Genomic DNA, 14,038 nt, shown 5'->3' on the forward strand with positions numbered 1-14,038 from the left:
GATCTCAAGAGCTGCGCAAATGCCGGATCAATCGCCCGGGTGATCGCGCAAAAACACCAGATGATCAGCCTTGGACTGCTCGGCACTGTAGTAGTACCCCTGCACATCAAACTGCTTGAGCTGCTCCGGGTCGCTGATGCGTTGCTGGATAACAAAGCGGCTCATCATGCCGCGGGCTTTCTTGGCGTAAAAGCTGATGATCTTGTACTGGCCGTTCTTCAGGTCCTTGAAGTCGACGTTGATCACCCGGGCCTTCAATGCGCTGCGTTTCACCGCACTGAAGTACTCGTTGCTGGCCAGGTTCAGCAGCACGTCATCACCCTGCTCGGCCAGGGCCTGGTTCAGCCATTCGCTGATGCGTGTGCCCCAGAAGGCGTACAGGTCCTTGCCGCGGGCGTTGGCCAGCTTGGTGCCCATTTCCAGGCGGTATGGCTGCATCAGGTCGAGCGGGCGCAGCAGGCCGTAGAGGCCCGAGAGCATGCGCAGGTGGTTTTGCGCATAGCTGAAGTCGTCTTCACCCAGGCTCTCGGCGTCGAGGCCGGTGTATACGTCACCCTTGAACGCCAGCAGCGCCTGCTTGGCATTGGCCGGGGTGAAGTCCGGGGTCCAGCTGCCGAAGCGGGCGGCGTTAAGGCCGGCCAGCTTGTCGGACAGGTGCATCAGTTCGCTGATCTGCGCTGGCGACAGTTCGCGCAGCTGCTGGATCAGTTCCTGAGAGTCGTCCAGGTACTGGGGCAGGGTGAAACGCTCGGTCACAGGCTTGGTGTCGTAATCGAGGGTCTTGGCGGGGGAAATCACCGTCAGCATCGGGTCGGCTCCTGGCATCGTTGGCCGTGGATTCTACGGGGTGGGCGGTGCAAGTCCAAACTATGGCGACGATAGTCACAGACCATGGGGCGGTGCAGGCGCTATAGTTCGCGTTTTGCCGTTGCGGAGCCTTCCACCGTGCGCATCGCCTTTGCCTTGCTGGCTGCTCTGTTGAGCTGTGCCGTGCAAGCCGCCCCTTCACCCCAGGTCAGCCTGGACCGCAGCCTGTGGCCCGAACAGCTGGATAGCCCCGCGCTGTTCGATGTGGCCTCGCGGGCCGAGATTCTTTCGTTCGCCCAGGTGCTGCATGAGAGCGAATTGCTGGACGATGCGGCGCTGGCGGCACGGCTGGGGTTGCGGCAGATCAATCTGCAGAAGGTGCGCCAGGTGCGGGCGCGCATGTGGCAGCGGTTATCGGAAGGTTATCAACAGGCTCAGCGCAGTTGCGAGCAGGATGCATCGTTTTGCTATCCGGTAACTTCCATGGCGGATTTACGTACTCAGGCGGCAACGTTCGCTGCTGATGTCGGCCCGTTCTATGCCGGTTGGATCGAACCGAGCCATCAGTTCCATGTGCGCTACCTGGACGAACAGCTGCGCAAGGCGGCACTGCTGCCGCAAACCAGCAGTGAGGTCGAGCGGCTGTCTTCGCGCGAGCGCAATGGTGATGAGCTGAACGACCGCATGTTCCTGCTGACCTTTGTCGGTGGGCCCGGACCTGACGGTGGTAGTACCGACTTACTGGCGGATTATCTGCGCCGGCAAAAGCTGAAGGGCACGTTCTTCGTGCTCGGAAACCGCCTGCAACAGCGCCGCGATGCCGGACCGGCGAATGCCTTGCGCCAGCTCTATAGCGGGCAGTGCGTGGGCCTCCAGGGTTGGGAATACCGCTCACACGCGCAATGGACAGGCTGGCAGGATTCGCTGCGCCGCAGCCAGGCGCGGATTCAGGCCGACCTGCCGGGCCAGTATGTACCGCTGTTCCGCCCGCCTTATGGTCAACGTCGTGCCGATGGCGAGGCCTTCATGGCTAGCCAGCAGTTGCGGGTATCGCTGTGGGATATCGATGCCCAGGACGATGGCGCTTTGAGCGCCGAGGCCTCGGCGCAGCGGGTGCTGACCTTGATGCTGTTGTGGCGCAAAGGGGTGATCCAGTTCCACGACAGCCTGCCCAAGGCCCAGCCGGCGGTGGAATGGTTGCTGCGCAATACCGCCCAAAGCGGGATTGGCTGGGAAGATTGCCGGGAATATGGATATAGCGAACAAGGGGTATGACTTCTGAGCGTAGCCCCCTCTGGCCTCGCCGCCAAGGCCTCTTCGTCAATCGGAAAAATAAACTTCAAAAAGACGTAAAAATGCTTTTTTCGGTCATGGTTTTTGCGGTATGAAGAAACCAGACAGCCGATTCCTGCAGCACAGGTGGCGTCATCCAGGCCCACCTAGGCAGGTTCGCTTCCCGCCCGTAACAACGCGGATACGGGGAGAGCGGCAGTCACTTTGCGGCGCAACAGACCGCGCCGTATGGCTTCGACATAAGGTGACCGAGTATGGATGACCAAGGACGCAACCCTTCCTCCAGCAAGCCAATCCTCTATGTGCTCGATACCAACGTCCTGATTCACGACCCCAACGCGTTACTCAACTTCGAGGAGCACCACGTCGCCATCCCGATGACGGTGCTGGAGGAACTCGACAAACTCAAGACTGGCAAACAGACCATCGCCGCGGAATGCCGCCAGGCCATCCGCCTGATCGACCAGACCCTTGGTGACGCTTCGCCCAGCGATGTCGAGCAGGGCGTACCGATCCAGCGTAACAAGAGTGGGCCCAAGGGCTTCCTGTCGATCCTGATGAGCCCGCGCAACGAACCGAGCAAGTTGCTGCCGGAAAACCTCAACGACAACATCATCATCAACACCCTGCTCGACGTACGCAGCCGGCGCACCGACCTGGACGTGGTGCTGGTCACCAAAGACATCAACATGCGCCTGAAGGCGCGCGCTTGTGGCATTGCGGCCGAGGACTACAGCACGGACCAGCTGGTCGATGACGTGTCCTTGCTGTCCAAGGGCTACCATTCGGTTACCGGCTCGTTCTGGGACCGCGTCAGCAAAGTCGACACCCGACAGGAGCGCGGCCGCACCTGGCATCGGGTGCAGATGATCGACAACCTGCCGGCGGTGCACATCAACGAGTTCATCATCGATGAGCAGGGCTTCGTCGGCTGGATCAAGGGTATCCGCAACGACGAGCTGCTATTGCTCGACCTGCACCAGGAGCCGCTGCTGCACCAGGAAGCCTGGGGCCTGAAGCCTCGCGATATCCATCAGAGCCTGGCGCTGTTCGCCCTGCTTGACCCGGACATCCACCTGGTCAACCTGACAGGCGCCGCCGGTTCCGGCAAGACCATTCTGGCCCTGGCCGCGGCCATCGAGCAGACCATGGTCAGCAAGCGCTATCGGCGCATCATCGCCACCCGCAGCGTGCAGGGGCTGGACCAGGAAATCGGCTTCCTGCCGGGCACCGAGGCCGAGAAGATGGAGCCTTGGCTGGGTGCCATCACCGACAACCTCGAAGCCTTGCACATGGATGACGAAAGTACCCATGGCAGTGTGGAGTACATCCTCGAACGCGTGCCGCTGCAGTTCAAGTCACTTAATTACATTCGTGGCCGTAGCTTCCAGCAGAGCCTGATCCTGATCGATGAGTGCCAGAACCTCACGCCGCACCAGATGAAAACCATCATCACCCGTGCAGGCTCCGGTTCCAAAGTGGTCTGCCTGGGCAACCTGGCGCAGATCGACACCCCCTACCTGTCCGCGACCAGCTCGGGCCTGACCTACCTGACCGAGCGCTTCAAGGACTTCCCCCATGGCGTGCACATCACCCTGCAGGGTGTGCCACGTTCGGTGCTGGCCGAGTACGCCGAGTCGCATCTGTAACCCTCACCGCCGGGCGGTTCGCCGCCCGGCCTCTTCACGCTTGAACCCACTGCTCAAACCTGACCCACAGGTTTACACTGGCTGTTCCCTTCACAGGAGCAGAGCAGTGCTGACACATCTTGATTCCCAGGGGCGGGCCAACATGGTCGACGTCACTGAAAAGGCCGTGACCGAGCGCGAGGCCACCGCCGAGGCGCGGGTACGCATGCTGCCGCAGACCTTGCAGATGATCGTCGACGGTGAGCACCCCAAGGGCGACGTGTTCGCCGTGGCGCGCATCGCCGGGATCCAGGCGGCGAAGAAAACCAGCGAGCTCATCCCGCTGTGCCACCCACTGATGCTGACCAGCGTCAAAGTCGAACTCAGTGCCGAAGGGCAGGACGCGGTGCGTATCGTCGCCCGTTGCAAGCTGGCCGGGCAGACCGGCGTGGAGATGGAAGCGTTGACTGCTGCCAGCGTTGCCGCGCTGACGATCTATGACATGTGCAAGGCGGTGGACAAGGGCATGGTCATCGAGCAGGTGCGTCTGCTGGAAAAGCTCGGTGGCAAGAGCGGGCACTACAAGGTGGAGGCATGATGAAGGTCAAGGTGATGTACTTCGCCCGTTACCGCGAACAGCTGGGCGTGGATGCCGAGCGCGTGGAAGGTGCGTTCAATGTGCTCGACGATGTGCGTAAGGCGTTGGTGGCCAAGGGTGGGAAGTATGCGCTGCTGGCTGAGCAAAACGTGATGTGTGCGCGCAACGAAGAGCTGTGCAGGCTCGATGAGCCGCTGGAAGAGGGCGATGAAGTGGCGTTCTTCCCGCCGGTGACCGGAGGCTGAGCATGGCGGTGCGAGTGCAGGACGGTGCGTTCGACCCCGGGGCCGAGGTCAATGCCATGCATGCGGCCAATGTCGGCGTGGGTGCGGTGGTCGGGTTTGTCGGCTACGTGCGGGATTTCAACGACGGTCGCGAAGTGGCAGGGATGTTCCTGGAGCACTATCCGGGGATGACCGAAAAGGCCTTGGCCAAGATCGTGGTGGAGGCCGAGCAGCGCTGGCCGTTGCTCAAGGTGGAGGTGCTGCACCGCATAGGGGCGCTGGAGCCGGGCGAGCCGATTGTGTTCGTGGGGGTGGCCAGTGCCCATCGGCAGGCGGCGTTCGATGCCTGCAACTTCATCATGGACTACCTGAAGACCCGGGCGCCGTTCTGGAAGAAGGAGAATACCCAGGAAGGGCCAAGGTGGGTGGAAGGGAAGCAGAGTGACCAGGATGCGGCGGGGCGCTGGTAGATAGGATATTGATGGCCGGGGCTTTGCCCCGGTTCGCGGGTAAACCCGCTCCTACCGGGACTGCGCATGACCTGAGGACAGCGCAGTACCTGTGGGAGCGGGTTTACCCGCGAAGAGGCCGGCACAGGTTAATGGTGCTTGCGCGGCACCGGCTTCAGCAGCTCATCCGGCGGCATCTCACACTTGATCTTGCGCCCCAGCAGTTCTTCGATCGCCGGCAGCTGGTAGGAGTCATCCTCCCCGGCAAAGCTGATAGACACGCCGCTGGTCCCCGCGCGGCCTGTGCGGCCAATGCGATGCACGTAGTCATCCGGGTCTTCCGGCAGGGTGAAGTTGATCACGTGGCTGATGCCATCGATGTGAATGCCGCGCCCCGCCACATCAGTCGCCACCAGCACGGTAATGCGCCCTTCGCGGAAGTTTTCCAGGGTACGAATGCGCTTGTGCTGCGGCACGTCGCCCGACAGCTGGGCGGCATTGATGCCGTCGCGCACCAGTTTTTCCTCGATGCGCCGCACTTCGTCCTTGCGGTTGGCAAACACCATCACCCGTTCCCATTTGTTCTGGGTCACCAGGTTGTACAGCAGCTTGTACTTGTCGCTGCCGGCCACGGCATACACGTGCTGCTCGACCGTTTCGCTGGCCACGTTCTCCGGCTCGATCTCGACGATGGCCGGGTTGGTGGTCCACTGCTTGGCCAGGTTCATCACGTCGTCGGTGAAGGTGGCCGAGAACAGCAGGGTCTGGCGCTCGCTTTTCGGCGGCGTCTGGCGAATGATCTGGCGTACCTGCGGGATGAAGCCCATGTCGAGCATGCGGTCGGCTTCGTCCAGCACCATCACCTCGACCATGTCCAGGTGCACTTCGCCGCGCTGGTTGAAGTCCAGCAGGCGACCCGGGGTGGCGACCAGGATGTCGCAATGGCGCGCTTCCAGGGCCTTGAGCTGCTTGTCGAAGTCCATACCGCCGACGAAGCTCATCACGTTCAGACCGGTGTACTTGGTCAGGGCGATGGCGTCCTTGGCGATTTGCACCACCAGCTCGCGGGTGGGCGCGATGATCAGCGCGCGCGGTTCACCCATGTAACGCTCTTTGGGCGGCGGCGTCTGCTGCAGCTGGGAAATGATCGAAATCAGGAACGCAGCGGTTTTGCCGGTACCGGTCTGCGCCCGGCCAATGGCGTCCTGGCCACGCAGGGTGTAACCCAGCACCTGCGCCTGGATCGGCGTGCAGTACGGGAAGCCCAGGTCGTGGATGGCGTGCATCAGCTCGTTGGACAGCTTGAAGTCGTGGAAGCGGGTTTTGCCTTCCTGCGGCTCGACCACGAAGTCTTCCGGCTTCCACAGGCTGGCCTGCGGCTTGGGCTTGCGCTCGCGACGCGGTTTTTCCTTGGCCGAGGTGTCGGCGGTTGGCGTAGCGGCGGTGGGCTGTTCGGCCTTTGGGGCAGGTTTGGCGCGTGGAGCGGCCGGTTTGGGCGCGGGCCGGGCCTCTGCAGCAGGGGCGGGCGCAGGCGGCGTCACACTGGCAGCAGGAGCGGCGGCCTGTGGCGCGGCGTCTCCCTTGCCGAATATTTTCTTGAGTGCCTTGAGCACGATCGTCTCATCAACTGGTTAAGGAATGTACGCCGGGCAGTGTAAAGCAAGAACCGGGCGCGGCGTAGTGGAATAGCCCTACAACTACAGGCGGTGCTGGCTTATTGCAGTTGCTTGGCCAGCCATTCGTGGATGTCGTTCAGCTCCTCGACCACCACTTCGTGCTCCATCGGGTACTCGTGCCAGCGGGCGGCCACGCCCCAAGTATTCAGGTACTCGAAGGCGGTGCGGCCCATGGACGGGATTACCACTGGGTCGTGCACGCCGTGCAGGCACAGAGCAGGGGTGCGTTGCTGGCACGCACTCAACTGGTGCTGGTCGTTGAAGGTGGGGGCATAGGTGGACAGGGCAATCACCCCGCCCAGTGCTTCTTGCCACTTTATATAGGCAGTGTGCAGCACCACCGCGCCACCCTGGGAGAAACCGGCCAGGAAGATACGCGACAGGTTGATGCCTTTGGCCTGCTCGGCCTTGATCAGGGCAATCACCTGTTCGGCCGATTCCTCCAGCTGCGCTTCGTCAATGGCGCGGGCCGGGGTCATGGCCTTGATGTCGTACCAGCTGGGCATGGCGTAGCCGCCATTGATGGTCACCGGGCGGGTTGGGGCCTGGGGCATGATGAAGCGGGTGCTGAGCAGGCGCTCCTGCATGAATTCGGCCACAGGTAGGAAGTCGTAACGGTCTGCACCCAGACCGTGCAACCAGATCACACAGGCATCAGCGGTTTTCTGCGGTTCGAGAATCAGCGGGTTGGTCATGACTGCTCCGAAAGTGTGCGGGTCTTGTTATGGCGTGCGTGAAAAGAAGGCACTAGAAATGATTGTCGGAAAAAGAATGTCGCAACGATACAACTTTCCCTACTTGACGAGCGCTTAAACGCTACAGCCGCGAATTTTGGTACGCGCTTTGCAATTCAACCTGTGATGCAAAGGGCAGGCCGTGACGGTAACACCCTTTGCACGCGAAGGCTGTCATAGAACAGCCCATTGCGCCAATTGACCCAATAACAAGCCAATACGGGTCGGATACGCCTCAAAAGGGTGCGGTGCAATTCCGGCTCGATACAACAAGAGCGATTTGGAGGTTGTGAATGAAGATGTTGAAAACCACCCTGGCAGTCCTGACCGCTGCCGCCGCGCTGGGCGCCGTGAGCAACGCCCAGGCTGGCGCCACCCTCGATGCGGTAAAGAAGAAGGGCTTCGTCCAGTGTGGCGTGAGCGACGGTCTTCCGGGCTTCTCGGTCCCTGATGCGCAGGGCAAGATCGTCGGTATCGACGCCGATGTGTGCCGCGCCGTGGCCGCCGCCGTGTTCGGCGATGCGACCAAGGTCAAGTTCAGCCAGCTCAACGCCAAGGAACGCTTCACCGCCCTGCAGTCGGGCGAAGTGGACGTGCTGTCGCGCAACACCACCTGGACCAGTTCGCGCGATGCCGGCATGGGCCTGGTGTTTGCCGGTGTTACCTACTATGACGGCGTAGGCTTTTTGGTCAACAAGAAGCTGGAAGTTTCCAGCGCCAAGGAGCTTGATGGCGCGACCATCTGTATCCAGGCCGGTACCACCACCGAGCTGAACGTGTCGGACTTCTTCCGCGCCAATAACCTCAAGTACACGCCGATCACCTTCGACACCTCGGACGAAAGCGCCAAGTCGCTGGAGTCGGGCCGTTGCGACGTGCTGACCTCGGACAAGTCGCAGCTGTTCGCCCAGCGCTCCAAGCTGGCCGCGCCGACCGAGTACGTGGTGCTGCCGGAGACCATCTCCAAGGAACCGCTGGGCCCGGTGGTGCGTAAAGGCGACGAGGAGTGGTTCAGCGTCGTCAAGTGGACCCTGTTCGCCATGCTCAACGCCGAAGAGGCGGGCATCACCTCGAAGAATGTCGAGGCCGAAGCCAAGGCCACCAAGAACCCGGACGTCGCCCGCCTGCTGGGCGCGGACGGTGAGTACGGCAAGGACCTCAAGCTGCCCAAAGACTGGGTAGTGCAAATCGTGAAGCAAGTCGGCAACTACGGCGAAGTGTTCGAGAAGAACCTGGGCCAGAGCACCGACCTGAAGATCGACCGTGGCATGAACGCCCTGTGGAACAACGGCGGCATCCAGTACGCGCCACCTGTGCGCTGATGGCTGCACCCTGCGGCGGCATCCCGCCGCCGCAGGCTGTTCGAATCCCTACTGTCCGGGGCATTTCATGCAAAATCAAATCGGCGCACCCAAGGGCTTGTCCCTTAACGATCCGCGTGTGCGCGCGTGGCTGTTCCAGATCCTCACGATCGTTTTCGTGGTCGGCCTGGGCTGGTACCTGTTCCACAACACGCAAACCAACCTGCAACACCGGGGGATTACCTCGGGCTTCGACTTTCTCGACCGCAGTGCCGGCTTCGGCATCGCCCAGCACCTGATTCCCTATGTGGAATCCGACAGCTATGCGCGGGTGTTCGTCATCGGCCTGCTCAATACCCTGCTGGTGACCTTCATCGGTGTCATTCTGGCGACGATCCTGGGCTTCATCATCGGTGTGGCGCGGTTGTCGCCTAACTGGATGATCAACAAGCTGGCGACCGTGTATGTGGAAACCTTCCGCAACATTCCGCCGTTGTTGCAGATCCTGTTCTGGTACTTCGCCGTGTTTCTGACCCTGCCGGGACCGCGGGGCAGCATCAACATCGACGACACCTTCTTTATCAGTAACCGTGGCCTGAACATGCCCGGCGCTTCGATGGCCGACGGCTTCTGGCCGTTCGTCGTTGCCTTGACCGTGGCGGTGGTGGCGATCGTGGTGATGGTGCGTTACGCCAACAAGCGCTTCGACGAGACCGGCGTGCCGTTTCACAAGTTCTGGGTGGGGCTGGCGTTGTTCGTCGCCATTCCGGGCCTGAGCGTGCTGCTGTTCGGCAGCCCGGTGACCTGGGAAGTGCCGCAACTGAAAGGCTTCAACTTCGTCGGTGGCTGGGTATTGATCCCCGAGCTGCTGGCGCTGACCCTGGCCCTGACGATCTATACGGCCGCCTTCATCGCCGAAATCGTGCGTTCCGGCATCCGTTCGGTCAGCCACGGCCAGACCGAAGCCGCACGCTCGTTGGGCCTGCGCGAGGGGCCGACCCTGCGCAAGGTGATCATCCCCCAGGCACTGCGGGTGATCATTCCGCCGCTGACCAGCCAATACCTGAACCTGGCGAAGAACTCGTCGCTGGCGGCCGGTATCGGCTACCCGGAGATGGTCTCGCTGTTCGCCGGTACCGTGCTCAACCAGACCGGCCAGGCCATCGAGGTGATTGCGATCACCATGAGTGTCTATCTCGCCATCAGCATCAGCATTTCGCTGCTGATGAACTGGTACAACAAGCGCATTGCGCTGATCGAGCGGTGAGGATACGCCCGTGAATGCCCATGTTTTCAAACCCGACATGCCGCCACCGGTGAAAACCGTCGGCGTGCTCGCATGGATGCGTGCCAATCTGTTTTCCAGCTGGCTCAACACGCTGCTGACCCTGTTTGCCATCTACCTGGTGTGGTTGATCGTGCCGCCGCTTATCCAGTGGGCGTTGATCGACGCCAACTGGGTCGGCACCACCCGCGCCGACTGCACTAAGGAAGGCGCCTGCTGGGTGTTCGTGCAGCAGCGCTTCGGCCAGTTCATGTACGGCTATTACCCGGCTGAGTTGCGCTGGCGCGTGGACCTGACCGTGTGGCTTGCCGTGCTCGGCGCTGCACCGCTGTTCATCAAGCGCTTCCCGCGCAAGGCCTTCTATGGCTTGGGGTTCCTGGTGCTGTACCCGATCCTGGCCTACACCCTGCTGCATGGCGGCGTGCTTGGGCTGGAAACCGTGGCTACAAGCCAGTGGGGCGGGCTGATGCTGACCTTGGTGATCGCCACCGTGGGTATCGTTGGCGCCTTGCCGCTGGGCATCCTGCTGGCCCTGGGCCGGCGTTCGCGGATGCCGGCCGTGAAGGTGGTGTGCGTGACCTTCATCGAGTTCTGGCGCGGGGTGCCGTTGATCACCGTGCTGTTCATGTCGTCGGTGATGCTGCCGCTGTTTCTGCCTGAAGGCATGAGCTTCGACAAGCTGCTGCGGGCGATGATCGGCGTGATCCTGTTCCAGTCGGCGTACATCGCCGAAGTGGTACGCGGGGGCCTGCAAGCCATTCCCAAGGGCCAGTACGAAGCCGCTGCGGCCATGGGCCTGGGCTACTGGCGCGCGATGGGCCTGGTGATTCTGCCGCAGGCGCTCAAGCTGGTTATTCCCGGCATCGTCAACACCTTCATTGCCCTGTTCAAGGACACCAGCCTGGTGATCATCATCGGTCTGTTCGACCTGCTGAACAGCGTCAAGCAAGCCGCCGCCGACCCGGCCTGGCTGGGCATGGCCACCGAGGGCTATGTGTTTGCCGCCCTGGTGTTCTGGATTTTCTGTTTCGGTATGTCCCGCTACTCCATGCACCTGGAGCGCAAGCTGGACACTGGCCACAAGCGTTAGGAGTTTCGAAATGAGTGAAGCGATCAAGCAGCCTGCTGGCCCCGAAGGCATCATCCAGATGCAGGGTGTGAACAAGTGGTATGGCCAGTTCCATGTGCTCAAGGACATCAACCTGAACGTGCGCCAGGGCGAGCGTATCGTACTGTGCGGGCCGTCCGGCTCGGGCAAGTCCACCACCATCCGTTGCCTCAACCGCCTGGAAGAACACCAGCAGGGGCGCATCGTGGTGGATGGCGTGGAACTGACCAACGACCTCAAGCAGATCGAGGCCATCCGCCGCGAGGTGGGCATGGTGTTCCAGCACTTCAACCTGTTCCCGCACCTGAGCATTCTGGAAAACTGCACCCTGGCGCCAATGTGGGTGCGCAAGATGCCCCGGCGCAAGGCTGAGGAAATTGCCATGCACTACCTGGAGCGCGTGCGCATTCCAGAGCAGGCGCACAAGTACCCGGGGCAGTTGTCCGGTGGCCAGCAGCAGCGTGTGGCGATTGCCCGTGCGCTGTGCATGAAGCCGAAGATCATGCTGTTCGACGAACCGACCTCGGCGCTGGACCCGGAAATGGTCAAGGAAGTGCTCGATACCATGGTGGGCCTGGCCGAGGATGGCATGACCATGCTCTGTGTAACCCACGAAATGGGCTTTGCCCGCACCGTGGCGAACCGGGTGATCTTCATGGACAAGGGGGAGATCGTGGAGCAGGCGGCGCCGGATGACTTCTTCGACCGGCCGCGCAGTGACCGGACCAAGTTGTTCCTCAGCCAGATCCTGCACTGATGCAAATGGGGCCGCTAAGCGGCCCCATTTTTTACTTCTCTTCTTGCGTGGCAGCCGGTGCCGGCGGCGGCCGCAGCCCCACCTCGGCAATCAGCTTCAACTGATGCCCATTGCGCATCACCTCGATGGTGATCTTCTCGTTAGGCTTGATCCGCGCCACCTGGTTCATCGACTTGCGCCCGTCGCCGGCCGGTTCGCCGTTGATGCTCAGAATCACATCACCCAGTTGCAGCCCGGCCTTGGCCGCCGGCCCTTCGCGGAAGATGCCCGCCACCACGATACCCGGGCGGTCCTTCATGCCGAACGACTCGGCCAGCTCCTGGCTCAGCGGCTGTACTTCGATGCCCAGCCAGCCACGGATCACCTGGCCATGCTCGACGATCGACTTCATCACCTCCAGCGCCAGTTTCACCGGGATGGCGAAGCCGATGCCCTGCGAACCGCCCGACTTCGAGAAAATCGCGGTATTGATGCCGATCAGGTTGCCATTGGCATCGACCAAGGCGCCCCCCGAGTTACCCGGGTTGATTGCGGCGTCGGTCTGGATGAAGTCTTCGTAGTTGTTCAGGCCCAGCTGGTTGCGGCCGGTGGCACTGATGATACCCATGGTGACGGTTTGGCCGACGCCGAACGGGTTACCGATGGCCAGCGACACATCGCCGATGTGAATGGTGTCGGAGCGGCCGATGGTGATGGCCGGCAGGTTCTTCAGGTCGATCTTCAGCACTGCCAGGTCGGTTTCCGGGTCGCTGCCGATCACTCGGGCCAGGGTTTCGCGGCCATCCTTCAAGGCCACGACGATCTGGTCGGCCCCGCTGGTGACATGGTTATTGGTCAGCAGGTAGCCCTCGGGGCTCATGATCACTGCCGAGCCCAGGCTCGACTCCCAGCGGCGCTGCTTGGGCAGGTTGTCGCCGAAGAAGCGGCGGAACTGTGGGTCTTCGAACAATGGGTGGGCGCTTTTGTTCACCACTTTGGTGGTGTACAGGTTGACCACCGCAGGCGCGGCCAGCGTCACCGCGTCGGCGTAAGACACCGGGCCCTGCATGATGCGAGTGGTTTGCGGCGCCTGTTGCAGGTTGACGTCCTGGCTGGGCAGGCCGACCCATTCCGGGAAGCGCTGGATGATCAGCATGGCGATCAGCACGCCGGTGAGCAGGGGCCAGCCAAAGTAACGAAACGCCTTGAACATGAACGAATCCTGGAAAGAGCAGGGGCCATTGGCCGCGCAGTGGGGCATGAGCGCGCGCGATCATACACCGGTTCCCCCAGTGCCGGCGACGGCCCATAATGGCCGGCATTATACGGGCGTTGCGCCCGAGAAAAGCGCAGTTTTCGAGGAGATTTTCATGGCCGTCGCTCTCAACACCCTGGTCGAGGAAGCCGAACGCTACTTGGGCAGCGCGAAGATCCAGGATTATTGCCCCAATGGCCTGCAGGTCGAAGGCCGGCCACAGGTCAGCCGCATCGTCAGCGGTGTTACCGCCAGCCAGGCGTTGCTGGATGCCGCAGTCGAGGCCGAGGCCGACCTGGTACTGGTGCACCATGGTTACTTCTGGAAGGGTGAGAACCCGTGCATCACAGGCATTCGTCAGCGTCGGCTGAAGACCCTGCTGAACAACGATATCAGCCTGCTGGCCTTTCACCTGCCGCTGGATGTGCACCCGGACGTCGGCAACAACGTGCAGCTGGCACGGCAACTGGACATCACCGTCGAAGGGCCGCTGGACCCGGAAAACCCCAAGGTGGTGGGACTGGTCGGCTCGCTGGTCGAGCCGATGACCGCGCGCGATTTTGCCCGACGGGTGCAGGAAGTGCTGGGGCGTGAGCCGTTGTTGGTGGAAGGGGAGCAGATGATCCGTCGGGTCGGCTGGTGCACCGGTGGCGGGCAGGGTTACATCGAAACGGCGATTGCGGCCGGAGTGGACCTGTACCTGACGGGTGAGGCATCCGAGCAGACCTACCACAGTGCACGCGAGAACGGCGTCAGCTTCATCGCGGCCGGGCACCATGCCACCGAGCGATATGGCGTGCAGGCGTTGGGTGATTACCTGGCGCGGCGGTTTGCCGTGGAGCACCTGTTCATCGACTGCCCGAACCCCATCTGAGATCGGTGTTGCCTTCTTCGCGGGCATGCCCGCGAAGGGCCGCAGGGCGGCCCCCGTTTCAGCCCAAACC

General features: G+C 62.0%; 14 protein-coding genes. 10 read left to right on the plus strand and 4 right to left on the minus strand.

Translation table 11 applies throughout. The features are described 5' to 3' along the window. Positions 1–27 precede the first annotated feature (27 nt). Positions 28–807, minus strand: coding sequence for a peroxide stress protein YaaA (gene yaaA / locus PM2_RS02495; protein ID WP_028698622.1), 780 nt, complete (start codon positions 805–807; stop codon positions 28–30). Between the two features lie 138 nt (positions 808–945). On the opposite strand from yaaA, the gene PM2_RS02500 reads away from it, so the two are divergent. The 5 genes from PM2_RS02500 (at position 946) to moaE (ending at position 5,020) form a co-directional block, all read left to right on the plus strand. Continuing rightward, on the plus strand, positions 946–2,082 hold the full coding sequence (locus tag PM2_RS02500; RefSeq protein WP_028698621.1) for a polysaccharide deacetylase family protein: 1,137 nt from the start codon (positions 946–948) through the stop codon (positions 2,080–2,082). Between the two features lie 272 nt (positions 2,083–2,354). Continuing rightward, entirely contained in the window at positions 2,355–3,749 is a 1,395-nt protein-coding gene (locus tag PM2_RS02505; RefSeq protein ID WP_012274097.1) for a PhoH family protein, read from the plus strand. A gap of 106 nt (positions 3,750–3,855) precedes the next feature. After that, entirely contained in the window at positions 3,856–4,326 is a 471-nt protein-coding gene (moaC, locus tag PM2_RS02510) for a cyclic pyranopterin monophosphate synthase MoaC (protein ID WP_013974145.1), read from the plus strand. Beyond that, positions 4,326–4,571 carry a molybdopterin converting factor subunit 1 gene (gene moaD, locus PM2_RS02515; protein ID WP_016713527.1) on the plus strand — a complete coding sequence of 82 codons (246 nt, stop codon included), beginning with the start codon at positions 4,326–4,328 and terminating at the stop codon, positions 4,569–4,571. The genes moaC and moaD overlap by 1 nt, the downstream gene beginning before the upstream one ends. Before the next feature lie 2 nt (positions 4,572–4,573). Continuing rightward, positions 4,574–5,020, plus strand: a complete 447-nt coding sequence (gene moaE, locus PM2_RS02520) for a molybdopterin synthase catalytic subunit MoaE (protein ID WP_016713528.1) — start codon at positions 4,574–4,576, stop codon at positions 5,018–5,020. A 128-nt stretch (positions 5,021–5,148) separates the two neighbouring features. Here the strand turns inward: moaE and rhlB are convergent, their stop codons facing one another. Together rhlB and PM2_RS02530 are read right to left on the minus strand one after the other, a co-directional pair. Then, positions 5,149–6,612, minus strand: coding sequence for an ATP-dependent RNA helicase RhlB (gene rhlB, locus PM2_RS02525; RefSeq protein WP_028698620.1), 1,464 nt, complete (start codon positions 6,610–6,612; stop codon positions 5,149–5,151). Between the two features lie 101 nt (positions 6,613–6,713). After that, positions 6,714–7,370, minus strand: coding sequence for an alpha/beta hydrolase (locus PM2_RS02530; RefSeq protein WP_028698619.1), 657 nt, complete (start codon positions 7,368–7,370; stop codon positions 6,714–6,716). A gap of 332 nt (positions 7,371–7,702) precedes the next feature. On the opposite strand from PM2_RS02530, the gene PM2_RS02535 reads away from it, so the two are divergent. The 4 genes from PM2_RS02535 to PM2_RS02550 all read left to right on the plus strand — a co-directional run bounded on the left by PM2_RS02535 (position 7,703) and on the right by PM2_RS02550 (position 11,860). After that, on the plus strand, positions 7,703–8,731 hold the full coding sequence (locus tag PM2_RS02535; protein WP_028698618.1) for an amino acid ABC transporter substrate-binding protein: 1,029 nt from the start codon (positions 7,703–7,705) through the stop codon (positions 8,729–8,731). Positions 8,732–8,798: 67 nt separating this feature from the next. Further along, positions 8,799–9,977: an amino acid ABC transporter permease gene (locus PM2_RS02540; protein WP_028698617.1), complete on the plus strand. Its 1,179-nt coding sequence runs from the start codon at positions 8,799–8,801 to the stop codon at positions 9,975–9,977. A gap of 10 nt (positions 9,978–9,987) precedes the next feature. Further along, the gene (locus PM2_RS02545) at positions 9,988–11,085 is read left to right on the plus strand and encodes an amino acid ABC transporter permease (protein WP_016713533.1); all 1,098 of its coding nucleotides are present in this window, start codon (positions 9,988–9,990) and stop codon (positions 11,083–11,085) included. Between the two features lie 10 nt (positions 11,086–11,095). Then, positions 11,096–11,860, plus strand: a complete 765-nt coding sequence (locus PM2_RS02550; protein WP_003251792.1) for an amino acid ABC transporter ATP-binding protein — start codon at positions 11,096–11,098, stop codon at positions 11,858–11,860. Positions 11,861–11,891: 31 nt separating this feature from the next. Here PM2_RS02550 and algW read toward each other — a convergent pair whose 3' ends face one another. Next, positions 11,892–13,052 (minus strand): Do family serine endopeptidase AlgW, encoded by a 1,161-nt coding sequence (gene algW / locus PM2_RS02555; protein WP_016713534.1) that lies wholly within the window; start codon positions 13,050–13,052, stop codon positions 11,892–11,894. A 157-nt stretch (positions 13,053–13,209) separates the two neighbouring features. Here algW and PM2_RS02560 point away from each other — a divergent pair, with 157 nt between their 5' ends. Continuing rightward, positions 13,210–13,968 carry a Nif3-like dinuclear metal center hexameric protein gene (locus tag PM2_RS02560; protein ID WP_016713535.1) on the plus strand — a complete coding sequence of 253 codons (759 nt, stop codon included), beginning with the start codon at positions 13,210–13,212 and terminating at the stop codon, positions 13,966–13,968. Positions 13,969–14,038 lie beyond the last annotated feature (70 nt).

Source organism: Pseudomonas monteilii NBRC 103158 = DSM 14164 (assembly GCF_000730605.1).
In the GTDB taxonomy this organism is placed as follows: Bacteria; Pseudomonadota; Gammaproteobacteria; order Pseudomonadales; family Pseudomonadaceae; genus Aquipseudomonas; species Aquipseudomonas monteilii.

Excerpts from the sequence above, each read along its gene's own strand:
- moaD (WP_016713527.1), top strand. The coding sequence starts at position 4,326 with ATGAAGGTCAAGGTGATGTACTTCGCCCGTTACCGCGAACAGCTGGGC.
- PM2_RS02550 (WP_003251792.1), top strand. The coding sequence starts at position 11,096 with ATGAGTGAAGCGATCAAGCAGCCTGCTGGCCCCGAAGGCATCATCCAG.
- PM2_RS02505 (WP_012274097.1), top strand. The coding sequence starts at position 2,355 with ATGGATGACCAAGGACGCAACCCTTCCTCCAGCAAGCCAATCCTCTAT.
- PM2_RS02540 (WP_028698617.1), top strand. The coding sequence starts at position 8,799 with ATGCAAAATCAAATCGGCGCACCCAAGGGCTTGTCCCTTAACGATCCG.
- PM2_RS02530 (WP_028698619.1), bottom strand. The coding sequence starts at position 7,370 with ATGACCAACCCGCTGATTCTCGAACCGCAGAAAACCGCTGATGCCTGT.
- PM2_RS02535 (WP_028698618.1), top strand. The coding sequence starts at position 7,703 with ATGAAGATGTTGAAAACCACCCTGGCAGTCCTGACCGCTGCCGCCGCG.
- algW (WP_016713534.1), bottom strand. The coding sequence starts at position 13,052 with ATGTTCAAGGCGTTTCGTTACTTTGGCTGGCCCCTGCTCACCGGCGTG.
- PM2_RS02560 (WP_016713535.1), top strand. The coding sequence starts at position 13,210 with ATGGCCGTCGCTCTCAACACCCTGGTCGAGGAAGCCGAACGCTACTTG.
- yaaA (WP_028698622.1), bottom strand. The coding sequence starts at position 807 with ATGCTGACGGTGATTTCCCCCGCCAAGACCCTCGATTACGACACCAAG.
- moaE (WP_016713528.1), top strand. The coding sequence starts at position 4,574 with ATGGCGGTGCGAGTGCAGGACGGTGCGTTCGACCCCGGGGCCGAGGTC.